This is a genomic window from Oscillatoria sp. HE19RPO (genome assembly GCF_024220515.1).
GTDB lineage: Bacteria > Cyanobacteriota > Cyanobacteriia > Cyanobacteriales > Laspinemataceae > Laspinema.
Genome location: NZ_JAMXOT010000182.1, coordinates 1 through 26723 on the forward strand (window position 1 = coordinate 1; position 26723 = coordinate 26723).

Annotated in this window: 20 protein-coding genes; 13 read left to right on the forward strand and 7 right to left on the reverse strand. The window is 45.3% G+C overall.

Features of this window, described 5'->3' with window-relative positions:
• Positions 1-324: 324 nt before the first annotated feature.
• From coaD to NG833_RS16945, 8 genes are all read left to right on the forward strand, one after another.
• Entirely contained in the window at positions 325-873 is a 549-nt protein-coding gene (coaD, locus tag NG833_RS16910) for a pantetheine-phosphate adenylyltransferase (RefSeq protein WP_254566457.1), read from the forward strand.
• Between the two features lie 32 nt (positions 874-905).
• Positions 906-1418: a hypothetical protein gene (locus NG833_RS16915; RefSeq protein ID WP_375293922.1), complete on the forward strand. Its 513-nt coding sequence runs from the start codon at positions 906-908 to the stop codon at positions 1416-1418.
• Between the two features lie 160 nt (positions 1419-1578).
• Positions 1579-3033 carry a DUF2157 domain-containing protein gene (locus NG833_RS16920; protein WP_254566459.1) on the forward strand — a complete coding sequence of 485 codons (1455 nt, stop codon included), beginning with the start codon at positions 1579-1581 and terminating at the stop codon, positions 3031-3033.
• A 267-nt stretch (positions 3034-3300) separates the two neighbouring features.
• Positions 3301-3996: a GDYXXLXY domain-containing protein gene (locus NG833_RS16925; RefSeq protein ID WP_254566460.1), complete on the forward strand. Its 696-nt coding sequence runs from the start codon at positions 3301-3303 to the stop codon at positions 3994-3996.
• A gap of 31 nt (positions 3997-4027) precedes the next feature.
• Positions 4028-4555, forward strand: coding sequence for a DUF192 domain-containing protein (locus NG833_RS16930; protein WP_254566461.1), 528 nt, complete (start codon positions 4028-4030; stop codon positions 4553-4555).
• A gap of 194 nt (positions 4556-4749) precedes the next feature.
• Positions 4750-5031, forward strand: a complete 282-nt coding sequence (locus tag NG833_RS16935) for a DUF433 domain-containing protein (RefSeq protein WP_015150591.1) — start codon at positions 4750-4752, stop codon at positions 5029-5031.
• On the forward strand, positions 5028-5375 hold the full coding sequence (locus NG833_RS16940) for a DUF5615 family PIN-like protein (RefSeq protein WP_254566462.1): 348 nt from the start codon (positions 5028-5030) through the stop codon (positions 5373-5375). Before NG833_RS16935 ends, NG833_RS16940 begins: the two co-directional genes overlap by 4 nt.
• A 12-nt stretch (positions 5376-5387) precedes the next feature.
• Positions 5388-5642 carry a hypothetical protein gene (locus tag NG833_RS16945; RefSeq protein ID WP_015150593.1) on the forward strand — a complete coding sequence of 85 codons (255 nt, stop codon included), beginning with the start codon at positions 5388-5390 and terminating at the stop codon, positions 5640-5642.
• 509 nt (positions 5643-6151) lie between these two features.
• On the opposite strand, the gene NG833_RS16950 is transcribed toward NG833_RS16945, so the two are convergent.
• On the reverse strand, positions 6152-6340 hold the full coding sequence (locus NG833_RS16950; RefSeq protein WP_254566463.1) for a hypothetical protein: 189 nt from the start codon (positions 6338-6340) through the stop codon (positions 6152-6154).
• A gap of 32 nt (positions 6341-6372) precedes the next feature.
• Here NG833_RS16950 and NG833_RS16955 point away from each other — a divergent pair, with 32 nt between their 5' ends.
• From NG833_RS16955 to NG833_RS16975, 5 genes are all read left to right on the forward strand, one after another.
• Positions 6373-8067, forward strand: coding sequence for a hypothetical protein (locus NG833_RS16955; protein WP_254566464.1), 1695 nt, complete (start codon positions 6373-6375; stop codon positions 8065-8067).
• Between the two features lie 19 nt (positions 8068-8086).
• The gene (locus NG833_RS16960) at positions 8087-9418 is read left to right on the forward strand and encodes a hypothetical protein (RefSeq protein WP_254566465.1); all 1332 of its coding nucleotides are present in this window, start codon (positions 8087-8089) and stop codon (positions 9416-9418) included.
• Between the two features lie 4 nt (positions 9419-9422).
• Complete coding sequence (locus tag NG833_RS16965; protein WP_254566466.1) at positions 9423-15185, forward strand: DEAD/DEAH box helicase; 5763 nt, start codon at positions 9423-9425, stop codon at positions 15183-15185.
• A 163-nt stretch (positions 15186-15348) separates the two neighbouring features.
• Positions 15349-15570, forward strand: coding sequence for a hypothetical protein (locus NG833_RS16970; RefSeq protein ID WP_254566467.1), 222 nt, complete (start codon positions 15349-15351; stop codon positions 15568-15570).
• Positions 15567-15974: a type II toxin-antitoxin system VapC family toxin gene (locus NG833_RS16975; RefSeq protein WP_254566468.1), complete on the forward strand. Its 408-nt coding sequence runs from the start codon at positions 15567-15569 to the stop codon at positions 15972-15974. The genes NG833_RS16970 and NG833_RS16975 overlap by 4 nt, the downstream gene beginning before the upstream one ends.
• Before the next feature lie 45 nt (positions 15975-16019).
• On the opposite strand, the gene NG833_RS16980 is transcribed toward NG833_RS16975, so the two are convergent.
• The 6 genes from NG833_RS16980 to NG833_RS17005 all read right to left on the reverse strand — a co-directional run bounded on the left by NG833_RS16980 (position 16020) and on the right by NG833_RS17005 (position 25757).
• The gene (locus NG833_RS16980; RefSeq protein ID WP_254566469.1) at positions 16020-17132 is read right to left on the reverse strand and encodes a hypothetical protein; all 1113 of its coding nucleotides are present in this window, start codon (positions 17130-17132) and stop codon (positions 16020-16022) included.
• Between the two features lie 9 nt (positions 17133-17141).
• Positions 17142-18536 carry an ATP-binding protein gene (locus tag NG833_RS16985; RefSeq protein WP_254566470.1) on the reverse strand — a complete coding sequence of 465 codons (1395 nt, stop codon included), beginning with the start codon at positions 18534-18536 and terminating at the stop codon, positions 17142-17144.
• 2 nt (positions 18537-18538) lie between these two features.
• Entirely contained in the window at positions 18539-19456 is a 918-nt protein-coding gene (locus NG833_RS16990; protein WP_254566471.1) for a hypothetical protein, read from the reverse strand.
• Between the two features lie 134 nt (positions 19457-19590).
• Entirely contained in the window at positions 19591-23580 is a 3990-nt protein-coding gene (locus tag NG833_RS16995; protein ID WP_254566472.1) for a hypothetical protein, read from the reverse strand.
• Positions 23581-23611: 31 nt separating this feature from the next.
• On the reverse strand, positions 23612-24451 hold the full coding sequence (locus NG833_RS17000; protein WP_254566473.1) for a hypothetical protein: 840 nt from the start codon (positions 24449-24451) through the stop codon (positions 23612-23614).
• Between the two features lies 1 nt (position 24452).
• The gene (locus NG833_RS17005) at positions 24453-25757 is read right to left on the reverse strand and encodes a GNAT family N-acetyltransferase (protein ID WP_254566474.1); all 1305 of its coding nucleotides are present in this window, start codon (positions 25755-25757) and stop codon (positions 24453-24455) included.
• Between the last annotated feature and the right edge of the window lie 966 nt (positions 25758-26723).

Sequence of the window (26723 nt, forward strand, 5' to 3'; positions counted from 1 at the left end):
CGGAAGTCCTCCCATAAATATTTGGGTTGATTTGACCTTGAATTTATGGATCTGATCCAAGGAAGGTGAACTGTTCAGGATGAGCAGATATCTTCTAAAAAATTTCACTAAAAATAACCAGTCCCCTGGGAAGAAATCAGCCCGAACTATAAACAAGGGAAAAACTTGAGTTGCCAGTCATCCTAAAGGTGGTATGATGGGTTGCAGTAGCCGTTGCCATTTCAACAAAGCAGATGTCCAAACGTCACATTTGCCCGAATCGAAATGCTATCCTACTTGAGTTCTAAAGTCCCTAAGCGAATCTGATAACTTAACTAAATCCTTGTGATTGCAATTTATCCGGGCAGCTTTGATCCCATTACCCTAGGTCACCTTGACATCATAGAGCGAGGGTGTAAGCTGTTTGACCAGGTGATTGTAGCGGTGGTGATTAATCCCAATAAAACTCCACTGTTTACCGTGCAAGAGCGTTTAGAGCAGATTCGCCTTGCGACCCCCCATTTGTCTAATTTAGAAATAGACTGTTTTGAGGGCTTGACGGTGAACTATGCCAGAATTCGAGGGGCGAGTGTCCTGTTAAGGGGACTGCGAGTGCTCTCGGACTTTGAGCTAGAACTCCAAATGGCTCATACTAACAAAACCCTAGCCACTGAAATCGAGACCGTTTTTTTAGCAACTTCCAACGAATACAGCTTTTTAAGCAGTAGTGTAGTAAAGGAAGTTGCCCGATTTGGCGGCTCCATCGATCACCTTGTTCCCCAGCACGTTGCGCTTGATATCTACCGATGTTACGCCAAGACACAGCCCGGATTGACCCAGACGACAGATCGAGTCTCCCAGAAGAATCTCCCGAGCCAGAGCAGGGACTCCTAGATATCCAGAGGGAACTAAACCGACTGGAGGAGATGATTCTCGAAAGTCCGCGCATCCCGTTTACGGGAAGGACCCTGGTGGATGAGGAGCAGTTGCTAGAGCAGCTCGATCTCTTGCGGCTGAATTTACCTGCTGCCTTTGAGGAAGTAGAGGAAATCATCCGCCACAAGGACGAAATCATTGTCCAAGCCGAACAATATGCCCAGGAAATTTTGGAAGCTGCCGAGCAAAGGGCGGCCCAAATTCTCGATGAAATGGGGATTGTCCGACAGGCAAAGTTAGAATCAGACCATCTGCGCCAACAGGTTCAGCTTGATTGCGAATCCGCCCAGGAACAGACCATTTCGGAAATCGAACGGTTGCGACGGCAAGCGATGGAGGAGCTAGAGGAGATGAGGTCCCGGGCGATCGCTGAAGCGGAGGCGATCGAAAAAGGGGCGGATGATTATGCCGATCGCGTCCTCTACAACCTGGAAAGTCAACTCTCAGAAATGTTGCGCGTCGTTCGTAACGGCAGATCCCAACTCGACCCCGAATCTAAGTAAACCCCTCCCCCTCATCCCAGCCCTACCCCTGGACGAAAGTTGAGGTCCTTGACCTCTTGTGAACTGAATACCCGGGTCCCAGCCCCCGCCCGGGGGACTGACGCCCCTCACCCAGCGGTTTTTTGCCCTTCAACGCTGTCATTTTTTATCCTTTCCCTGCATGGTTTCGGAAAAGTTTCGCCGCCAATTACGCACAGAGGCTCGTTCATGGACGATGGAGGGCTTGATTTCCGAGGATCACTATCAAGAATTGTCCCGTCGCTATGGGTTTGAAACCCTCGATCGCCCGAATCTGACTCGGTTTATTGCCATCCTGGTGGGGTTGGGCGCAATGCTGATCAGTAGCGGGGCGATCGCCCTCGTCCAAGCCAATTGGGATGTCTGGTCCCGGGAACTCAAAACCGGCGTCCTCGTGGGAGTCTTCATCGCCGTGAATCTGTGCGCCTTCTATTTGTGGGGCGACCCCCTCGGGCGATCGCATCGCTTCCTTCGATGGCAAACTCGCACCGGCCACGGATTATTCTTTCTAAGTTCCCTCCTCCTCGGCTTAAACATCAGCTTAATTGGGGAAATTTTCCTCATGAGTCCGTCTTGGGGAGAATTTTGGTTAATTTGGGGATTGGCGGTCCTGGTCATGGCCTACAGCTTGCGTTTGACCGGCTGTGGAATTTTAGCCACTCTATTAATTGGGGTAGGATACTGGCCCGGTTTAGCTCAGGTGTATCAGGGAGAAGGATTGTTTTGGATCCGGACTGTGGTCCTCCATCTGCCCTTAATTTCCGCCTTCCTGTTAGTGCCCCTGGCATACTGGTGCCGATCGCCCTGGATTTTTGGATTGGCAACCTTGGTCCTGATTCAGTCGGTACAAGTCAATCTGATTGTGGGGTTTAGTCTGCTGAATGTGCCGAATCATTGGATGCTGGCGATCGCCTATGCCCTACCCCCGGCCCTCCTGTGGAGTTATGATGATAAACCCTGGCAAGTCACCTCCCTATTTGAGGGCGGCGAAGAACTCCCCCGATTTAGACCCGTCGCCCGCACCTTTGCCCTAATCTTTCTCGCCCTCTCGTTTTATGTCATCTCCTTTCATTGGTTTTGGTCCTCAGCTTCCCCCCTCGCGCCCTGGGACCCGACCATTGCTGAAATTCCCCTTCAACAAGGGTTTGCCTACCTCCTCGATGTGCTAATCGTCCTCGGAAGTTGGTTGGCCTTAGCGTGGCATTTTGGCAGCCCTCGGGATACTTTCCGGCGTTTTTCATCCCCCGATGCTTACTTGAATCATGCGATCGGCCTCATGATTGCGATCGCCACAGGGATGCTGTTCTGGCATTTTGGCATCCAACCTTTACCCCTGCTGGGTCCTTTACTTTTTAACATCCTGCTCTTTTTGTTAGCATACGGATTGATGCGTCAGGGTCTCACCCAAGGCGATCGGCGGATTTTTTGGTGGGGTACGCTATTATTAACCTTACAAATTCTCACCCGAGTCCTAGAGTATGAAACCGGATTAGTCTTGAAATCCATCGTCTTTGTTCTCTTTGGAATGGCTACCATTGCCATTGGCCTCGCCGTCGGCAGTCGGATTAAACCTATTGAACCGGAAGACTTGATTTGAGCATGAATTGCCCGCTTTGAAAAGAGACCTAACCCCCCAGCCCCCTTCCCTCTGAGGGAAGGGGGAGAAAGAGATTTATTCTCCTCTCCAGCAATCAAAAAAATTCCTTATTCTCCCTCTCCTTTTAGGGGAGGGCCACCGGAGAGGTCAGACTGGTTTTTAGGCAAAATTGAGATACTCCCATTTTGGATTTAAAATCAACATTCTTTCGTCAATTATAATTTCCCCCTGACCCCGAAATGATGAAGCGGGGGATTCTTCTAAATTATGCAAAACGAGCAGCCTTCTTTTCTAAAAAAAATCAAACCCAGCTTAGTGGTGGGTCGATTTTTAATTCCTCTGTTCATTCAAACTGCTGCCATGCTGACCGGGGCATTTTTTGCCGTTCATACCGAAGGAAATGGGAAATTAGTCACCTTAGAAACTGAACCTGTTAATTTGAGTAAATTTATTAGGAATTCTTCCAATCAGGTTAGTTATAACATTTCCAGCTTCAAAAAATTAGAAGAAGTTCCCGGATGGGAAGAACTGCCGGGAACTCCTGTGCCTTGTCCCAAGAATAACCAACCCCGAAATCGGAAGAAAAATCAGTGTAACCCCAACGCCAAATTGTTAGACCCCGATTTGACCCTCTATGTCATTTTGGAACCGCCGACAACGGAAGAAACCGGGGAAGTGCCAACGCCTTGGGTCGCGGTGGGGTTAAGTGGCGATCGCCCGATGGAATTAGGGGAAAAGCAAGTGATGATTAAGGGGAAATCCTCAGAAGACTTGGTGGAGTATGAGGGAGAAAAATTTTACCTCATGCGATCGCAACGGGAGGAAATTTTGCAAACCTTAGATTTGACCGACCAGGAGGAACAACTCGAACCCTTAATGATCCAGCTCAAAGTGAATCCGCGAGGAAAGGCCGTCCCGGTGAATTTGTGGATCGGCGATCGCAACTATTCGCTCTCAAATTGAATCAAAGCAGTAACCGTTAAGCCGTAGCATAATGAAGAGTTTAGCCCAGTTGATTGTCACCAGTCTCAGCCTGTTTTTATTGGGTTGTGCACCTTCGGGGTTACCCCCCTCTGCCACCGCCCAACCCCAGGGGGAGAGCGTGTCTTTCTCACCAAGAGTCCAAATAGAGAGGGGACAAGATTTGCCCATTACCGCACAAGCAACCATCGGCGACCAAATCATTGAATTGGAAGTGGCAACCACGCCACAACAACAGGCGATCGGCCTGATGCACCGAAGTGAGATTGCGCCCAATCGGGGGATGTTGTTTCCCTTTAATCCCCCCAGACCCGTCACCTTTTGGATGAAAAACGTCGAGATTAACCTGGATATGATATTTTTGCGGGATGGAGAAGTCCTGGCGATCGCAGCCGATGTTCCCCCCTGTACCACCGACCCCTGTCCCTTCTACGGACCGCCCAATACCCCGGTTGAGTATGTGCTGGAACTGGGGGGAGGACGCGCTGCGGAACTGGGGATACAAGTGGGCGATCAAATTGCGATCGACTTTTTTGAGTAAACATTCGGGAGGGGACAAGGCGGTGTCATCCCCTGGTTATTCCAATTCCTAGAGAGGCGATCGGGCTTTTCAGGGGTAGGGGATAAACCGTGGGACCTAACCCCCCAACCCCCTTCCCTGCGAGGGAAGGGGGAGAAGAGGAGGAAAGGACTTTTTAGGTTAATCTTTCGGACTTGATATTAGGAGCAACAGAAATGGTTAAAGCAACAGAAAATCGTTATATTGTCAGAGATGATGAAATCTTGGGGGGCGAACCCATTATCAAAGGCACTCGCACCCCAGTTAGAGCCATTGTGGAAACCTGGCGCATGGGAGTTCTGCCGGAAGAAATTCCCATCGGAATGCCCCATCTAACCCTAGCCCAGGTCTTTGATGCCTTGAGCTACTACAGCGACAACCAGGAAGAGATTCACCAGTATATTGAGCGCAATCGCATCCCCGATGAATTAATCGATCCATTGGTGAAAGGGCTATGACTGATGTATTTATCCGTCTCTATCTGGATGAAGATGTGAACGTCCTGGTGGCAGACTTGCTCAAAGTCAAAGGGTTTGATGTCATAACGGCGCGGGACGCGGGAACCCTTCACAGTAGTGATCCTGAACAACTTGCCTATGCCGTAAGTCAACAGAGGGTGTTACTCACCCATAACCGAGTTGATTTTGAGGAACTCGCCCAGGCATATTTTTCCTCTGAACAAATTCACTATGGGATGATTTTTGCCGTGCGCCGTCCACCTCCACAAATCGTCCAGCGACTTCTAGTAATTTTGAACGAAGTTACAGCCGATGAAATGGAAAATCAAGTGCGATATATCTAAGAGGAAAATATCATGCAGAGCATTCACTTGAAAACCACCGTAGGAGCGGATGGGGTGTTGCGAGTCCCGTTGCCACCGGAATATCAAAATCAGGAATTGGAGGCCATTGTGATCTGGGAACTTTTGCCCAAAAGCGAGTTAGCAAACCCCCCAAACCCATCAGAATGGCAACCCGGATTCTTTGATGAAGTTGTCGGCGGTTGGGTGGGGGAACCCCTAGGGAGAGAAGACCAGGGAGACTCCGAAATAAGGGAGAAATTGTTTTGACTGACCTGCTCAATTATAGAAAATAGAACGTTAATAACCAAGGGATTGGATGAAAATCCAATCCCAAGTTTTATAGAGACCCAGAATACTTACTCTCAATCATTCTCTGGGAAGTCGGTAGCCCAATTCGAGAATGAGAAGAAGCGCTTCATATCAGGGCTGAGTCCGGTGATATTTTTGTTAAAGCCTGGATTATAATTAAAGTTTGGTTCAACCGCCGCTGATGGGGTTCTTATGCTCTCCGAATCGGGTAGGGTTGCGATCGCAGGAGGGAAATATCATCCCTTCATGACAAGTTCCAACACTCATCGGACTCCTGCCCCCACGAACGCATCAGCGCTGAGGTCACAACCCTACCCTGGGCAAAACGGGACCTCAACAAAGCCGGATGAACTCCCTGGGTCTTCAATGAGGTCATGCCAAAGGAATCTGAGACCACCGTAGAGAGTATCGCCCAGTCCATGTACTGCTGATCAAACTCTGGACTGGGCGAGGGACAGCTACACCCCTTAATCTTCCGCCAAAGTTAATTTTTTTAATTCACTGATCTGGGAAGCGGCAAAATCTGCAACAATACAAATATGGGTAATGAGAACGGTATGATTGTCGCGATCGCAGGCTAACCCAGTAGCTCTGGGCTGGAGCTTGAGTTGGAGTAATCTGACTGGCATCCAATCGGACATAAAATCAAGACCCACTGCTCACTCACCGGCGATCGCCCGTAGCAGCAATGGCAAATTACCAACAGTGGAATCAGGCAATAGCATCCTACTTTACCAGTGGCATCCCCTGGGGAACAAGAGTTTACCTCAGTGTAGACGATGACATCCTTGCTCGCATTGGTGGCGAATTTGGTTTAGAGCTAAATGCAGACAACTGGAGCGATGATTTTCTATTGGCGGTTAGAAAGAAAGTTTTTTTTGAGGAACGAATAAATTTGCAGGGTATGGGCGGATGTGATGCGAAAGATTATCCCCCAGGTGTTGGCTTTTTAGCAACAACGGTTCTAGCCGCTTATCAAATGGCTGATGATGAAGAAATAAACGACACCAATTACTTCCAACGATTAAAACAAATTTTTAGGATAACTACAGAAAGTGGTCGTCCCCCGGGGCTAAAAAATGGCACGGAAGAACCTTTGTGGCAAGAGTGGAATCGATGGTTGATGCACCAAGGATTTCTGCCTTCCGCAAAACCGGGAACTGCCAGACGAGATAAATATATTAACTATCCAATCTCTCAATCCTTGCTACGCTGTGCAGATCAAGACAGATTGCGCCGTTTATTTAACGAGAAACAGTGGAAAAAAGATTGGGATGGGATGACGTTATTAGCAAATATTCGGCAAGAAGCATCCAGATTTTCTCAACATCTTAAACAGTTGCTTGAAGATAGACAACGTTATGAAGCCATTGCCGAAGCCATTCACGAAGTTTACCAGCAATGGTTAGAGTATCCAGAAATATCTGTCACAATCCGAAACCGAGAAGCCCGCACTCGCAGTCGCTATCTCCTTGCTGGACTGTACCGGACAGAAGATCCATTTTTTGGGGAAATTGATTACTGTATTTACCCCAAACAACAACGGGGACGGCAATTGGCATCGATTTCTGTTCACCAAGGGGATAAGTGTCAGCCTTTGCGAGAGGAACGCCCCGGATGGTATTTTCCCTTGGAGTCTCCCCTGAATGCCAATGAATTGGATCGGGGTGCGAGGTACGAAATTACAGACAACCCTAATCTCGATCGCCTAATTTTACCCCAACGGGATTTCTGGATCCTAATTCCTGACCCCGATAATCCAGATGCGGGGGTTTATGCTTCTTGGGGAACCCCAGCACTCGGGACAGCTTTTATATTGCTATGTAAGCAGGAATTGCTATCTGACTTGCAGCGTTTACGAGACGAACGGTTAATCGAATGGAGTGGCGAACCCATATCACCCTTTGATAATTCAGACTGGGTAGAACTAGACCAGTGTATGGTCATTTCTCAAGCTTGGGATGCTGTATTTATTAAAAATTCAGAACTGAAAGATGCGTTGCAACCTATAGTGCGATTATCTATGAGTTTATCCGGTGGGTTACGAGTGCCTCAACAGAATGCTTGGTTAGAAGAATATCCGCCCGAAATTACCGTGTTTGGCTTTGCTCCTTCGACTGATTTAAAAGCAACTCGCATACATGATCATCATGAAATATATTCAGCAACAGTCAAAACCAACCACAAAATTTCAATTAAGTTTCCTGGTACAGGGGACTATATGATAGAGGCAATGGCTGGACGTGCTTCAACTGAAAGATTTCTCAGAATTTTGCCTTGGAGTGAGTTGGCGATCGCCTCCCCCCAACGGCTTGAACAGTTACCGCTCGCTTCTGAGTATCGGATTTGCGGGAGCATCATTGAAAAATTTTCTGAAACCTGAGCAATCAAGGGGGTGCTAAATGGCGCAAGTACAGCGATGGTATCTCGGTTATTCTTATCGGGGAAAACCCCAAGATATGATTGAGAAAATTTCCCGGGAAGTCCAAGAACAAAATCTGAGCAAATTTTTGCCTATTGTGCGTTTAGAAAAAGGGGCAAAGCCACGACAATCATTTTATTTTTTTGTAGCAATTGAGAGCGATAATATTGGGATAATTCCACCGGAAATTGAGGCATCTCAGTTACTCAGACTACCCTACTTTAAAAATCCGGCAGTTCGAGGAAATTCTGCTTTTACTTATAAACAAATAAAAAACATGGTTGGGGTTGCCCATGATGTTTTCGATTATACCAATCCAATTCCATATCAGGTGCAAAAACCCGTAATCAAGGATAGTCCATTTGATTGGACTGGTTTACTGATTTCGCAACCATCTTCTCAAGTAGAAGAGTTTTCAAAACGATGCGATCGCCTGCTCTATTTACTCTCCGCTATGGGATGTGGCACCTGCGAATCCTTCAGAAAGGTCTGCGACACTCTCAATCTTGACAACCCCAAATCCATCTTACGTCGCTTAAAACTACTCGGACATCTCGAATCTTCAAACGATGGAAAACGCTGGGCTGTAGCACCTTCTGCTCTAGTTGAAATTAAGTCTGATTCAGAGAGTCCAGAATTCATTTTATGCGGTCAGCGCAGCGAGAAATTACTGCAACAATTACACCAATATGGCGAAGTCATTTCCAAACCACAACCCCAAGGAAATGCCCCAGATTGTATTCGGGTAAAAACCAAAAAAATAGACCAGATTACTCAGGAGTTGGACCTCCTTAACCCAGGTGAAGTCTCCCGGCAACTGATTGAACGATTATCCGATATAAGCGATTGGCAAAAAAGTCTTACTCCTTTGCCGGGAATTGTTGTTCCTTTGTACCAGTGGAAGCGTTTTGATAGGGAAATTAATGATTTTATTGAGTGCATTTTACCCAATGAAACCGGAATGTATCAGATGTGGCATTCTGAGCAAACAGGAATTGCGCCTCGTACCCTTTTCTACGAAGGGGACACCCAGACTTGGCGACAGGGGGATTGGTACGGGTTAAGATTTCTGGCACTTTACCATAATAATTCTCATAGCATTGTCCGCTACGATACAATGATGGATTGTTTGGCAATTCCCTGGAATCAGCGATCGCCTGAAATTTACGAACGCGCCTTAGTGCTGGCATCCGGATTTCTGCCAACTTATTACAAAAATCAAGAATCCGGGTGGCTAATTTATGAGAATATAGGAAAAGATCTAGTGCAAAAACTGGTGGAGAAACTGCATCTAACCTGCGAAGAGGACTAAACCCATGCATGACTTAGTTGGCTCATATCAAAGACTCGATCGCATCTATCACCTGTACATCAAAAGTGCCTTTCCCCTGCGGTATCGAGCTTTAGCAGAAGAACGAGATACCCTGCTCCAAAAACCCGGTATTTTGAGCCAACCGCCTTTAGTCGAACCCGTCCCAATTTATCCATCTTCGGATATGAATTTATCCGCCGCCGCCGATCAACTCCCACCTGAATACCGGGATTTGGGACAACTCGGACAACAGCTTTTCGAGCCAAGTATTCCACTTTATCGGCATCAATGGGAAAGCTTGCACGAGGTGCTGGTCAACCAGAAGGATTTAGTCGTCACTACGGGTACGGGTTCCGGTAAAACTGAGTGTTTCCTCTTGCCACTATTGGCACAGTTAGCACGAGAATCAAGCCAATGGCCAACTTGTCCGCCACCCCCCAACAATACCCGATGGTGGGATGATAGTGTCAATCCCATTGGCAATTGGAAATCTCAATGGCAACACGCCACTCGACCGAAAGCTTTACGAGCCTTAATTCTCTATCCATTAAACGCCTTAGTTGAAGACCAATTGCGACGCTTGCGAAAAGCACTCGAAGCGCCATCAGTCCATCAGTGGTTAGATCGCGATCGCGGGGGAAACCGGATTACTTTTGGCCGCTACACCGGACAAACCCCCGTTTCAGGAATTCAAACTGACAACAGTATTAGACGACTCAAAACCGAGTTAAGGGAACTGGAACAGCAACGGCAACAAATCGATGCGGCAATTCAAAACAATCCTTCTCTGCTACAAGAGATGCCAGATTTGTCGTATTATTTCCCGCGACTGGATGGGGGAGAGATGCGATCGCGCTGGGATATGCAAGACACTCCCCCAGATATTCTGATTACCAACTACTCTATGCTCAACATTATGATGATGCGGAGCATTGAAAATCGGATATTTGATCAAACTAAAAACTGGTTAGCCAGCGACCCCAAAAACCAATTTTTCCTAATTATTGACGAACTGCACGCCTATCGTGGCACCCCCGGAACCGAAGTCGCTTATATCCTGCGCTTGCTTTATGACCGTTTGGGATTAACCGCCGACTCACCTCAACTGCGGATTTTAACCACAACCGCTAGTTTAGAAAATAATTCCCAGGGTCGAGACTTTTTGCGCGAATTTTTCGGACGGGATAATTTTAAGTTTATTTCTGGAGAACAAATCCAACCCACACGGGGAGCGAGATTCAATCTTTCTGGGTATCAAAATGCGTTCGCTCAGTTTGCTCAAACAATACAACCCGACCCATTGGAACCCATGCAACCGCCGGATCCAGCATCTAATCCAGTACGGGAGGCTATGTCAAATTTGGCGATGCAACTGGGTCAACCGGCGGTAACTGGACTCAGTGCAGAACAACAGCTTGGGGAAGCATTGCGGAGGATAGAAGCTGCCGATGCACTGCGGGATGGTTGCCGAGAAGTTGACCGTTTGCTTAACCCAAGCGAGCCTAATCCTACAGTTCGAGCGACGAAAGTTATCAACCCAGACGAAGCAAATGAGCCAAAAGATTTAGACCGCCAACTGTTTGGTGCAGGGACGAATGGTGAAGTTTCTGAGAGTATGCGGGGACTGCTGTTGGCACTGGGAATGTCGCAATTACCCACAACCGGGCGATCGCCCCAACCCATGCGCGGTCATTTATTTTTCCACAACCTGCAAAACCTTTGGGCTTGCTGTAATCCAGACTGTACCGACGATGCGGTAAATTCTCAACGTCGCGAACAAGAGGCAATTCGCCCCACCGTCGGTGCCATCCATGCCACCCACAGCTTAAGCTGTTCCTGTGGTTCCCGAGTTCTGGATCTACTCGTGTGCGAAGTTTGCGGCGATGTGTTTCTGGGAGGTTACAAGACAACGCGCAAGATAGGCAACACCAATATAGAGATTTTGACCCCCGACCAACCCAATCTCGAAGGGATTCCCGACTTAGTGGTACTCAACCAAAGCTATGGAAACTACCGAGTATTTTGGCCTTTACCCCACGAGACGCCAGCTTGGAATACGGAGCCTCAAGACCCAGAATGGAAGCTTGACAACATAAGACGCCGATGGGTTCGCGCCAAACTCAACCAAGTTACAGGTGTACTCACACACGATCGCCAACAACCAGAAGCGAATGAAATCCCAGGGTGGCTGTATCAGGTGATTGGCAATCGAGCAGACGAGCAACGCGCATTACCCAGTAAATGTCCCCGATGCGATGCCGACTACGGGAAACGAGAGAAATTCCCCACCCCCCTACGCTTCCATCGCACGGGATTTCAAAAAGCTTGCCAAGTGCTTGCCAGTGGACTGCTACGGGAAATGCCAGCACCTCCCACTCCCACCAGTCGCTCATCGCGCAAACTGGTGATATTTTCCGATAGTCGCCAAGATGCGGCAAAGTTATCAGCAGGGATGGAGCGAGATCATTACCGTGACATGGCACGGATGCTGCTGATTCAGTCATTCCAAGATTATTGGAATGATTTGGTAGCATTTCTGCGGATTGTTTGTAGAAACAACCAGACAGCTTTGGCGAGATTGCAAGCACTGAATCCCAATCTTTATGCTGCGGTGGATGCAGCCTCCCACCCTGAAGATACAAGCCGATACAACCGCTTTACTAATGCTAACGCTCAGTTAGTTGCCGAAGCGTTTTCCTGGAATATGGATTTACCTTCGAGTAACCCACAAGCACGTAATGAGTGGCTTGGTTTACTCCAACGCTACCCAGAACGGATTGCGCTGTTGAATCTGCGCGATAAAGTTCGAGATTCCTTACTCAATTATGGAATTTGTCCCGGCAGACCTGGGTTTAACTCCATGCAATATACGGTTGGGCGTAGCAAGGGAAGACAAACATTTTCTTGGTTTGAGTGTTACAACTGGAATGCCAATCCAGTGGCACGGGTGATTCCTGGCTCTTCAGAACAACGAAATCATGCCGATCTATTGGACGCCATGCTGACAGAGGAATTGATGTATGCTCTTTTCCCCCATATTGCCAGGACGCTAGAAGGACTCGCACAAGGGTGGGTGAGCTATCAGCCTCAAGGAAATCCACAACGCCGACTTGTGGAAGCGACTGAAGCAGTTATCCGACAATTAGGGATTCGGAAGTTGCATCCTTATTCTCCTTATTTTTACCCAGGTAACGACTCTAATTTACCGAATTTAGTCCGACGCTATGTTGAAAGAACGGGTTTGGCATCTGCCGACGTACAACAGCAATTTATTCAATCTGGAGTTGGCATATCCAGTGGGAAAGGAGTCGCGCTGAATCCCGATCGCCTTTACCTCGTCCTGCCACCGGAGCGAAATCCCGATGGATCTCGTTCTGGATATCGCTGTCCCCAATGTAATGCCTTCTTTCTGCAACCGGCGGCGGGGGTCTGTCCGGAGTGTAATAGCGCTCGCCGCTTCGATAATCCCAACAGACCCACCATTCATCTTGAACCAGGACACAGCACAGCCGATTTTGATTACTACACCTATCTATCGGAACAAGCAGGCGGTCCTTTCCGCCTCAATGCCGCAGAATTGACCGGACAAACCGATAAGGGCGATCGCATCCAACGACAACGTTGGTTTCAAGACATCTTTATCAACAACGAAATCCCCCGCGTTCAAGGCATCGACTTGCTGAGTGTCACCACCACAATGGAAGCAGGGGTTGATATCGGAGCCTTACTTGCCGTCATGATGGCAAATATGCCCCCTCGCCGTTTCAACTACCAACAACGAGTCGGACGTGCAGGCAGACGTTCTGCCGGAGTCTCTCTCGCCGTCACCTTCTGTCGCGGCAGAAGTCACGATGATTTCTACTTCCAACGTCCCGAAAGCATCACTGGCGACCCACCGCCCGCCCCTTACGTGGACATGAGAAGTCAAGAAATTTTTAAGCGCGTTCTCATCAAAGAGTTACTGCGGCAAGCCTTTACAGACACGGGAATTAGTGCATCATTAGGGGGGACTGACAACGTACATGGTGAATTTGGCGATGTTGCTAACTGGCCAAATTACGCATCCCAGATATCCAGTTGGTTACAAAACCCAGACAATGAACCAGGGATTCTTTCAGTATTGGAGATTTTGCGGGTGCAAACCAACTTACCCGATGCTACTGATGCCCAATTCTTGTCCTATCTCCGCAATGATTTAATCCCTGATATTCAAGCGATCGCCGATGACCCCACTTACACCCAACCTAAACTCAGCGAACGTCTAGCCAACGCTGGCTTACTGCCGATGTTTGGGTTCCCCACCCGAGTGCGCTTACTTTATACCCGATGGCCTTTTTCCGGGACTCAATGGCCCCCGGAAACCGGAATCGTAGACCGCAATCTAGATGTAGCCATTTCTCAATTTGCCCCCGGTTCCCAAACCGTCAAAGATAAAGCCGTTCATACTGCCTGTGGCGTCGTCGAGTTGTTTCCCCAAGGCGGCAAAATTGCTTCATCCCCCGGATTAGTCCCCGCTCTCACCCAGAGCAATCCCTCTCTCGGACTCTGTAAAAACTGCCAAGCCGTCGTTTACCCGCACAGCGTGTTACAAGCACCCTTACCCGCAAGTGAGACTTCCCCAACCATTAAATGTCCGGTTTGTGGAGTTAACGAACTGCGTACCGTAGATGCCAGAGAACCCAAAGGATTCTTTACCGACTTGCAACCAGAAGACTTTGACGGCCAATTTGAATGGCAACCGCGTTCTACGCGACCCTCTTTGAGTATTAGTGCTAACGTGACTCCACCTGCATCTATCCTCAATGCTTCCGTCTGTGCCTTTAATGACAGCATTATTTCCGTTAACGACAATGGAGGGGAAGGCGGGTTTGAATTTCAGCAGGCAACGGTTTTTAGGAAAACCCAACCGGGAGCTTATGCCGTGTCTCCCAAATCTGATAGCCAAGTGGGAACATCTGGCCCTGCCTATCGAGTCGCTTTACTCTCTCGACGGAAAACTGATATTCTATTGGTCAATATCGAGCGATGGCCCGACGGTGTGTTTGCTGACCCCAGAACAGTTGTAGGACGTGCGGCTTGGTATTCTTTCGCCTTTTGGTTGCGAGTAGCTGCTGCCGCTCACCTGGATGTGGATTCTCTGGAGTTAGAGGCAGGGTTCCGTTCCCTAGAGCAGAATGGAGCGGTTATCGGTCAGGCTTTTTTAAGCGACAAACTGGAAAATGGGGCGGGATACTGTCAGTTTCTGGCTCAACCTAATCAGTTTCAAGAGCTGATGACGCAAGGCAGTATAAGCGTTCCAAGCAGCATTGCCAGTCAGTGGCTCAACCCTCACGGACATGGTAGGGAATGCGATGCCTCCTGCAATATCTGTTTGCGGGACTATCAAAACTTAGCTTATCATGGCTTATTGGATTGGCGACTTGCGATCGACATGGCGCGGTTAGTCTTGGATGCTGGATCTGTCATCGATATCAACTCTCCTTGGGGCAATGTCCAGAATCCTTGGCTCAACCTCGTTCAAGGTTCGATTCCTGTCACCCTTCAACAGTTAGGCTATGGTGAATCAGTACCATTTGGGACACTGGTAGGCTATGTTCATCGATCTCCCCGGCGGCGGGCGATCGCAATTTTGCGGCATCCCTTATGGAGCGATAACCATCCCGGATGGATAGCAGCCCAGACAGCGGCCCAAACGCAGTATCCCGATCATCAAGTGCAGTCTATTAACCCGTTTATGGTACTGCGACGACCGGGAGATTGTGTGTAACTTTCCTCTCTTCTCTCTTCATAGCTGAAAGCTGATGGGTGATACCTGACTGCTTATTTGCATTCATAGTCAAAAATCTTGTAGGGCGAGAGTTGCGGAAATCAGGAAAAACGATTATAATCCTAATGTTAAGGGTAAGTTTTAACGCCTAAAGGAGGAATATATGATGCAAGTAATTAAGTGTAAAACTCGCGTTGATGCTGAAGGTAAAATAATTTTACAAGTGCCTCAATCTTTAGCGAATCAAAAATTAGATGTAGTAATAGTCTACGATCTAGCCAATTCAGAAAATACTCAACCGCATGAAATAGTCGATAGTTTTTATGGCTGTTTGGCAGAGGATCCTATTCTAGTGGAAGAAACCGATCAACAAAAAGTAGCATGAGTTATTTACTGGATACCAATGTTTGGGCTAGATATCTAAATGGGCGATCGCCTGCAATTCGGCAGAAATTTAGAGAGGTTGATTTAACTCAAGTTTTTATTTGTTCAATTGTTAAGTCAGAATTGGCTTACGGTGCTTTTAAAAGTCGTAATCCCGATCTAACCTACCGCAAGCAAAATGATTTTATTACTCTTTTTGTTTCGCTCCCTTTCGATGATGCTTCTGCTTTAATTTTTGGTAGATTAAAGGCTCAACTAGAGTTAACAGGTGAAATGATTGGGATCAAAGATTTACAAATTGCTGCGATCGCTCTGGCAAACGATATGACGCTAGTCACCCACAATACGGCAGAGTTTGAACGGGTGACAGGGTTGCAAATAGAGGATTGGGAAGTAACTACATAGCCGACGCTCTATGTCCTTAATTTGGCCTAAATTTATAGAAAAAAGTTAATGCTTTTTATAGCGAGTTGCAGTAGGAGTTTGACTGTTTCTAAATAAAGCCTTCCAGTTTTTGCTCGGTTTATGGAAAAAAGGTAATGTATTGTTGGGACAGCTATAGTAATGACAGGTTAAAGCCCCAGAATTTCTATATCCCGGCTCACTCTTTCCTGTAGCCCGCAGGCAATATTTTTCGATAAAGCTCTCATATTCTAATTCAGATATTTTGTGGTGGGCGAGAAGATCCATAATTTCTTTGCTTTTATAATCCAGCATTGGTTCATAATAGATAGTCTCGCTGTTTTCCGGAGCCAATTCTAGACTAGCTAAGTCGAAGGATTCAGCCTGAACCACATACATGAAAATAAATAATGACTGTCGATATTCTGGATACTTTTGTAGTAATTTGTTAATTTCGCGGATACATTTACGCAGTTGATTACCCGAACCATTTGTGTAGTCCATAAACACAAACACTGATGTTTCCGGATCTCCCGAACCAGCTTCAAAATAATCGCGCAGAGGTTTAAATTTTTTACCGTCAGGAACGCTAGTTTTCGTTAAAGCAGCCCTTTCGTAGGTTCCCCATAGGCTGTCTTGACTTTCAACGGATGTATCTGGCGGTGAAGGGAATCTAGCATATCTAATAATTTTACTCCTAGACCATTTGTCAAATTCAAGCTTATCTTTCAAGGAAACTTTAGGAGCGGATCGAAAAGCTTGACAAAGACTATCTTTTTCTGAAAGTAAGTCCAGTAACTTAGTCTGTAAACTGCGAGTTGCCTTTTCAATATCGCTTTTGGAGAAAAACTGAAACTTACTCAGGAGCAAATAGGCAATATTTTTCTCTAGAGTCGTTTCAAACTGATTCAGCCAATCGCGAATTGTTTTCCTGGATATCGAACCATCCCAACTAGAAAACCTGTCATAACAAGCCTCAATTTCTATATCGTCAAATAACAAAGAATCTTCTACCTGCCTTTCTTCTGGCAAAATTGCAGAAATTGGTCTTTCGTAGGGTTCCAATATTTCCCCTAATTTTCTTTGAAGTTGCTTGAGTTCATCGACAATAATCTGATGGTTAATCGGTGGGTAATTATTCTTTGATGTAGGTTCTGACATAAAATAAGTTTAAATTCTTTCACGAGAACGAAAAACATCTTTAAAAATTGAGTTTTTTAGGCTGTACCTATAGGGCCTCTTCCCAAAAAATTCCAGATAATCCTCAAACTCTTGCTTACTTCTAAGTTCACTTCCTGCCCTTTTTAACCGAGATGCAGCCTTTGATTTGTCTAGGCTATAAAAATAAGAAATAGAACAACTATCCTGCAACTTCAAAAGGTCTTGGATTGATTGTTTTCTCCCGCCACTAAGAAATAGAAGATTTAAAAAAGCTTCTGCTTCATCAGAAAAAGCTTTTACTTTATCTTCATCAGAAAAAGCTTTTACTTTTACTTTATCTTCTTCATCAGGCAGAGATAAAAAAGCTTTTACTTTATCTTCATCAGAAAAAACTTTTACTTTATCTTCATCAGGCAGAAATAAAGAAGTCCGTAGCTCCCCAAAATAAGCTTCTGCATACACGCGATAACTATTACTAAAAATTCTGCGAGCCGTTTCAATCGTAACTGAGGTATGTGATGCTTCCGCTTCTGCCCAAAGCAATTGACAGATGGTTTCTATAAACCTGGGTACTCCTCCAGAAACGACTGAAACAAAGTCAATAACTTCCTCTTCAAAGGGATAAACCTTATTGTCAGTTCTCAAAGTTACAAAACTATTTTTTGTTTCTATATATCCTTTTACTTCTTGCGGACTTAAATGCTTGAGAATTTTAAAATTAAACCTTGCTTCTTGTAGCTGGCGAGCTTCTGACATAATTTGGCCATAGTATTCTTCAGAGACACTAACACATAATGCCCAACCTGGTCGCGCTAAAAATTTTTCTGACAAACTGTGCAAAAAGCTCATAAAATATTGTATTTTTATGCTCAGATTGGAAAATAATGCCTCTACTTCATCAAACGCAATTAATATATGAATTTTTTGTGTGTGCTGAAGAAGTTCAAAAAAAGTATCAAAAATATCAATAAACTCTGTTTCTTCAAATAGTTTTCTGTCTGATCTGGTTAAGAGACCCTTTTTAACCAATGTATTGTACATCTTTAGTATAATCGCTCCCAGCAGACTTTCAAAATGTTTATCTGGCTGGCTTGATGCAGCAACTGGTGTCAAAAGTTCTTGAAATTTAATCGAAACGCATACCCCGCCGTTATCCTCAAATTCTTTAGCAATTAAATTGAGCAAGGTTGTTTTTCCATATCCATACTCTCCTACAAAAAATAGCTTAATTGGTCTTCTTATTTTGATAGATTGTTTGACTTCACGTAGCAAATCATTAATAAATTTTGTATGCACCAGTCTCGAACTGTATTCCGGAGATACTACTGAGGCAGCAGCACCGGAACTAACATAAGGATTTTGGGCGGGAGCTATTAAATTTCCGTTTACGTCTTGATAAGGCATAGTCAAACCGCAATAGCGGGTTCTAATATTTTAATAAATCCATAGTTGACACCTCGGATGTCAACTAAATCAATTCCGATATTACGAGCAAACTGAGATTTAGTTGTCCTTAATTCAATGCGATGAGTAAGTTGCAATTGAATCAAATGTTTTTTGAATTTATCTTCCGTATAATCGGACACTTGTTTGAGATGAGTGAATATTGGGGCAAGGGGAACTAGCCCCAGGCTTTTTTGAGCTTGGTCTCCATAATTTTTAACAATAAAATCTAAAAGACTCAAATAATTGTCTATGGAAATTTTGTCTCGATAGAACCGATCCAGATAACCAACGCCAGGTTGACCCACAAAGCTATAGCCACAATGTTGTACTAATAATTCTTGAAGTTTAGCGGGGGTGGGATTTTCTGGTAACCACTCTTTTTCATCCAGAATAGACAGAGCCTTGTTGTAATCTTTAACGAGTTGAGAATACTGGCATCCAATTTCCGTTAAGTTTTCGTTGAATCTTTCCAGATTATCGGAATGGTGGACTAAATTTTCTAGAGGAGTTACCGCTTGGATTTTTGATTGAACCGAAATAGAGGCTCTGGTTTTTCCAGTTTTTGTTTCAGAATAGATCTTACCATCAGCTTTATAAAAATCGAGAACGTAAAAACCCGCCAAATAGTTTTGTATGGTTGTAGCTGACATAGGAATTCCTGCTGGTTTGCCTTTATGTGGCTTATGAGTCACCAGCTTGCCTTCCAACCAAGACAAAGTAGCCTTTAGAGTCTGGCCGTTGTTGGCTACCAGACCCTCAGCTAGTATTTTCATATCTTCTGGATACTCTTTGGGTATATGAAAAACTGGAATGATTTTGGACATAGCGGGTTTTTTACCCGAAAGGGGATATCCCTCAATTATAGCATCCAGTCGCACCTGACACCCTGGGTTGAGGTTGATGAAACAAAAATTTACATTTTGTTGAGTGGCTATGCTGGAAGTTCTGCCGTTTTAAGGAATGTCAATTCGCTATCTTTTAGGCATCGCCAGTCAATCCTGCGATCTAACGACTACTGTGACTCTCTCTGGGAGAGGGTAATTTCCACATGACCCTTCTCATATAAAGTTTTCAACTGTTTCCACAGGTCTAAACTCTCTGGTGTGGAGGAGCGCAGTTGGCTGATGACGATCGCACCCGATGCGATCGCCTCTAAAATCTGTTTTTCCTCTCCTGCTAAACTGGCATCCGGCTCAAACTTTTCTTGAACTGTCACCTGTATTGCGTCAAGTTTTGCGCCTACCCCGTGCAACTGTTCGATCGCCGCTTCTAAGGCGTTTATGTCAGTGATTAGTTTAGGAAAATCGGTGCTTAACTGGTCAAGTTCATCTTTTAACTCTGTGACCCGATCGCATAATTCCGTCACATCCTGTTGCCGCTCCCATCTCAAAAAAGACAAATCACGTTCTAGCTTTTCCCGTTGACTCAATCGGCGATCGCACTCTTCCTGCACCTGCTCTAGGAACACCTGGTTCAAAGTTTCATAAGAACCCAGACTATCTTCATCATCATACCGACAGAGGAGGCTGAGACGGCTTTGCTCCTGGTCCAGGCGAGTTAGTAACCCTTCATACTTGTTCAGCCTTACCTCGAACGCTTCTCGCTGCGATCGCCGCTCGCTATTCATCTGTTCCTCAATTTCAAGCAAAGGACGTTGCAGCAACTCGTATTCTAAGAAGCCCTCGACTTGGCGATTGTTAAAATATTCAACAACGCGATCGACAAATTCATCTTCATAACGCCTCAAGCGCTCTGGCTGATTATCCAACTCCTCTTTTAACTTTCCGGCACGGTTTAGAATAATTCGCCATTCTTCTAACCCAGCAACCAAGGGTTGAAGGCGGTCTTTAGTCTGTTTCAATCGTTCAAACTCCTGTTGACACTGTTCTATTTGACGAAACAAACTCAAGACTTCTGCATTGATTTCTATCGATTTAACTACAGTCTCGCACTCTTTCTTTAATTGGTTTACTTCTCTCTCTAAAACTTTTCGATGGTCATCTAGGCAAGCTTCTACACCGCTATTGCCACTCAAAATTTGATTCACTTTAGACCCATTAAAATCAGCGGTCAATTGTTTGACACTGACTTTAATCTGGTTCAAATATTGCTGGAGGTTAACTTTTTTTTCCGAGCAGAATGCGACTAGACGCTCTCCCTCTAACTGAATCGTTCTCTGAAATTGGTCGAGTGCTATCTCGGACCCATGTTTTTTCTGGCTTGACTCAACATTACCTTGTTCAAATAGAGGCAATTGCCGGGTCTGGTTGGATTGCTCCAATGAATGTACAATCTTGGCAAGGGATTGCTGTTGGCCTTCAATGCTCGTGGAAATTTCATGCAGAAGGGGGTCGTTAAAAACTTCTAATAATGAAGCAACTTCGGCGCTAAGTTGATTTAAACTCCAACTCAAATCATTGGCATCGAGTTCGGCGACTGATTGGCGAACTATTTTCTTTTTGCGATCCCACTCCACATACCGTCGTCGTTGCAACCATTCCAGTGTTTCCTGAAACTCCAGTTCAAGATAACCCTGTTCGCTAACTGTTTTCCAAACTTCTGGATAGGCTAACGCTTTTACTTCTTGTATTCCTGAAACCGTTTCAACGGTTTGCATTCTTCCTTTGGACTCCAACTGACTTTGAATGAAAGATTCAAGGGGATGTTCAGTGAAGGTGATTCGGGACAATTTCTCTTTTTGGTTGGCAATTTTATAGTCAACCACTAAAGCGTGCCTGCTCAAAACGGCTAAAATGCTCCCCAGACCTGATCCAGAGGTTTCAAATAATTGTTCAAATTCTTCCTTGGGCGCTTGATAGGTCTCGCGACCTCGCCGAACTGCCAAGGGAAGTTTTTCCAGTAACAATTTATATTTGAGTACCGTGGGACGCAAGTTACTATAGAAAGACTGGTACTCTGGAAATAACGATTGACATTTCTGATAGAATACTGACTCTATCAGTTTAGTATCTGCCCCCTCAACTGCCTCTAACCCCTCAACTTTCCAACTGGCGGATTGAATGGCTGGGAACAGCAATCGTAGAGCATACTGGTGACATTCCCGACGGTGGTGTTCCAATCGGGCGCGTTCGGATTTGCTAATATCCGAATGGTCTACGAGCCAATCTTGGATGAATTGGGATAAGCTCAGTAAGGTACAGGCGGAACATTGTTCGGGAGGAATGACATTGTTGAGTAATCCGAATGCAGGGGGATATTCTCGACCAAAACTGCGAGCAAGCTGGAGGTGAAAGTCAACTTGACCTGTTCCGGCGATCGCTGTTAATCTCTGTTCAGGTTTTTCCGAGATATTTCCGTCGTAGCTCAAGTAAAACCGCCAGTCTAGATGAGTGGGTTGGGGTGGCACAAATTGCATTAATTCTGACGGGTTATTCCCAACTGACAGGGTTAAAGAACGATTGGGAAATTGAGCATGATGCCGTTCGGGAGCGCCAGTTAAGACATTGAAAAAACCAAATCTATCTTGTTTCCAAGTTATAGATGGCCAATTCCAGTTGGCTTTTTGACCGGATATAGATGCGGGAAACAGTAACGGAAGCAGATCCTTCATGAATGGGACTGTGGCCCGTTCTTGTTTTTGAACATCGTTCCAAGTTCCAAACCAATTTTGACGAAAGCGATTGAGTATTTTGTCTACAACTGTAGGATCGTTAGGTCGTTTGAGCGCTGCTAACGCAAAGCTCTGCTCTGTGGGTTGGGTAATTTGAAGCCCCGATAAGTTGTCATCGTTGGCAAGTTCACTGATACTTTTTAATACTCCAAATTCTTTAGCGTGGGTGGCAGAAACTCCGGCGGGAAACATTGCCATCAGTTTAATGGCCTCAAGTCCTTGTGGATGTTTGATAATGGGGGGTAACAGTTCCAATGTGGCGATCGCATTATTAATTTTGTGCTGCTGAACCCCATAAAATTCAACTCGGCCTTCTAAATAATCCTGAATTAAATGGACCGGAGTATAGGCCGTTTCATGCTCTCGATAAAATCTGACAATTCGTTTAAACACTTCAATGACCGTGCGCGGACCACTACTGAGATCCTTGCGATCGCACAACTGACTCAAACTCTCAATTGTTGCCGGATGTGCTAATTGCCAACCTTGGGATTGATCTCCCAGGAACTTGACACACAGCGATGTCCAAAGTTTTCCAGGAAATTCATAGGTATAGGCATCAGCTAATCTGAGGGAAACTTTCTGCTCTTTCATGCGGTGAATAATATCACCGGCTTGTTCATCAATGGCTGATTCGGTGGGAGTCGTAGGCATCCCCAGCATTAAGGCGATGGGAATCTTCCCCAAAGACCGCATCCCTTTAATCAGATCACTTAAAACTTGAATGCGAGCGCTGGCACCTTCTTCGGTTCTAAGGAATTCCTGGCTTTCATCCGCAAATATAGCTAAACCTCGAAACCCAGCTTTTTGAATAATGGGAATGGTCTCCTGCCAAAAAAGTAGAACGCTATCAGGTGAGATCTCCGTATTAAATTCTTGAACAATTTTGAGCGCTTTTTCTCGACTAAGTTTGTACTTAGAGGCGATTTCAACCGCTTGCTCCTCTAAAGACTTTACAGTACACTCATCATATAAGGCGTCCAATTCAGGTAAAAATTCACTTTTCTGTTCTTTTTGTAAGATGGCTTTAATCCAAGCATAAGTGGCAACCATCAAGTTTTCCACTTCTTTAAACTTGAATGGAGGAACGGCAACGATTTGATTTTGCTGACACTGAGACCACAAATAAATCAAAGTGGCGGTTTTGCCATAGCCATAGTCCGCACTCAGGTAGCCATTGACTGATTTTCCTTTCTCAAGTTCTTCAATCAATCGATTTCTCAGTTCCTTGACGCGATCAAGCGGATCGTAACTATTCGCATATAACTGATAAACAGTAGCTACCCCAAAAGGCTCTCGTTCTATCTGGGAAGGGCTAACTGTATCGACAATTGCTTCAATTTCATCTAGTTGTCTTAAAAACTTTTCCATATTAAAAATCCTTACAAATAACTCATTACAACTAAACTAATTCCGTCCAGTCCGGGGATTTAGTGAGCGATATCCATTGCCCATAGCCCCCTTCATAGCCCCAATCAAAGAAACCGCCGCAATCATAATCATAAGTGCGTTTTGCATTATCTAGACTGCCTTCTAATCCGCTGGGATCAAGAACCAACATTTGACAAATAGAATCTTTAATTTCTTCTTTTAAGAAGATTTTAACTCCATAAGTTCTCTGCTGTTGCTTGTAGATACTATCTATTGATTTTACCACAACGGGAGCCGAGCAGAAGTAGCGACGACTGAAAAATTCGGGTTTTCCTTGAGGTTCAATGACCGGGGGTGATAGGGTGCGTAACCAATTGAGAATACCGGCAATACTGGTATCACTAAAAGCAATGTCACTGGTGGGTTCTTGATACTGCAAGGAAGCGGATTCAATTGTTTCTCCAACCAGGGCCTTTTTTTCAGGCATTGATAAAACGACTTCTTGTCGCGCCCATAGTTTTTGTACAACCGTTGCATAAGCCCAAGAAAACCTTTTATTCGGTTCTTGTAAATGAAGTTGATAAATCAAGCTATGAAAAAACTCTCCCAGTAAATCGGGGTGTTTCTGAAGGATATCAACAGCCACTTTTCCTTGGGGAGTTAAACTCGGACTTTTAGTCTGTCGTTCCAAAATAGAAATATTTCTCAAAAAAGGAAAGACATTTTTTTGTAATACTGCAACCCCCAGGTTACAAATAGAGGCAAGTTCTTCTAAATCGTCTTGGGGATGATTTTCTATAAAATCCAGGATAGCGGATACTCTTTCTAGAGTAGTATTTTGCTGGAGATGTAAGGTTAATCTTTTTGCCATATTACCCTTCTAAAGTATCCAGCCATGCGGCCAAGTTATGCATAATTCGATAATCACGACTGGTTCTTAATTTTTGAATATCCTGGCAAAAATAGCAGGAATGATTGGTTTCTGTTTTGAGCTTTTCAAAGCCTGATTTTGTTGTTTCCAATCCTCGCCTTACCGTAATTTGAATTTGAGAAGTATTCGGAAAAAAGATGCTACCAAATCCTCCTGCTTTCCACCAGGTTGTACTATCGAGAGAGTGGGGATACAGGTTATTTCTACGAAGCCGATTAAAGCTGCTAGGACCTCCGATTCCGAAGCAATGAACCTGCATTCTATATTCATTCGCAATCGTGCAAACAGTTTTAAACAATGCCAAGCTAGACTCGGAAAGCATATTCACACTTCCATTGGGTCCTGATGTTCCCCAGGATCCGAAACCAATGCGCTCAATACCCATTCTATTATAAGTTTCGATACAGCGTTTTATTTGGTGAATGTAACGACCTTGTACCGGGGCGATCGCACGCTCTTGTACATACAGTGGCATTTGGCTAAAAAACCGTTCACACTGATAGAGCGTTTCGCGAACTTTATATTCTACAATTTCATCACTATCAGTGCTTAAGGGAACAATATCGGGCAATACATATCCATCAGTCCATTGATTCTGGCGATAAAATCGGTCCAAAAATGAAAGTAACTCGTCATAAGTTCGTTTCCCTTGCTGCACCTGATAAGCCCCACAATCAAGCCAAACAGTTTCGATTTCTTCTGCCCGTTTTTGGTTTTGCAAATATTCAGTCGTGGATGCAGGAGAAGCAATGGGAGAATAGAGGACATGAGCAAATGGATTGCGCGGGTCTCCCCCGGATTTCCAAAGCTGAAACAGTCGCTTGAGTTCTGAACTGCTGGCGGTGAAAGAAGCAATAAATTGGGGACGATCTTGTGCAATTGGAAGGAGTTTCTTTTCCCAAACCACCAAGGGCCGATTTTTCCCTGGTTCAATCTTAACTCGGCGAAAATTTAGGCGCGAATAAAATCCATTAGCTGGTAAATCCAATGGGCATTTAAGCCGCAAAGTAGTCATTCCACAACTTCTACTATGCTCCTCCCACGCTTGGCATAGCTGACGACCAATCCCTTGCTTTCGTAAACAGGGAGCGACTACGAGATGATAAAGCGTGGAAATCTTATCTCGTCGGTGATGAAAGTGCAAAAATCCCTGTTCTGGGATGTGAAAAATTTCTTGGTTGTTGATGGCCTCAGCGAGAATGGCTCCATTGACAAATCCCAACTCTTTCCGATGGGCGTCAGCCATTGTCTTAAGATCAGATAAGTCCTCGGTTCGGCTCAATTTCACCTTTGGAACAACAACGGTCTGCACTGTTTCCCCCACTGAAGTAGCTACTCCCTCCTGATTTGGAGATATTTATCTCCTGTTAATCTTACACCCTGAGTGCGGTTGTCAAGTTTAACAGGTTTGTGCAAGTTTTGTACAGATGCGGCTTGGCTGGATTCAAGAAAAATCTTTCCCCCCTGTCAAAACAGGGCTCCAGAGTGATAACCGTTCTAACTGGCGATCGATAGCATCCTTGTCCAGGAACTCCCCTGGGTCGCGATGTGCCGAGGGAAAATACTTAGACTTAACCCCTCAAATTTAATGGTTTTGTATCCGGGGATCAAGGGGTTCACGGCGATGTCTGGTCAGTCTAAGATGGCGATCGCCCGGGTAGATGAGATCCAGGGAGAAGGGTGAATCTTCCCCATTCCCCACACTACTCAGCCTTTGCTTTGGTGAGGCCCTGTTTTGGGACCAGTGCGGCAAGACTAAAGGACACCAGAATACCTAGTGATCGCTAAAGCACTTGCTGGAGTCACAGACTTTATTTGTCGCTATAAAGCTTTAAATCTTAAAAGCGATAAAATAAGGTTTCAGTCAATCTGTACCTACTTTTGCGCTCTTGTGGCGATGGGGGTTGCTATTTTAATAAAACTCAGGTAAGCTATTATTGGTCTAACTAGGGGCTGGACCGTTGAGTCCGCCGTCGGCTGTTCTAATACAGTCCGTCTCAAGGAGCCTAGGTTTCATGCTATAATCAGCATGAATATAAGAGGACCACCAATGAAGCTCTCGCTTAATATGAGGTTTGTCAGCTTGTTTAATAAACAAGTGAATATTAATACCGATCGATAAACTATCAATTTCTACAGTTTATCGGGAGGTCAACAGGATGAATTTTAAGAGTACCTTGCGCTCCCTGTTGCGCTTTTTTGTTTAGGTACT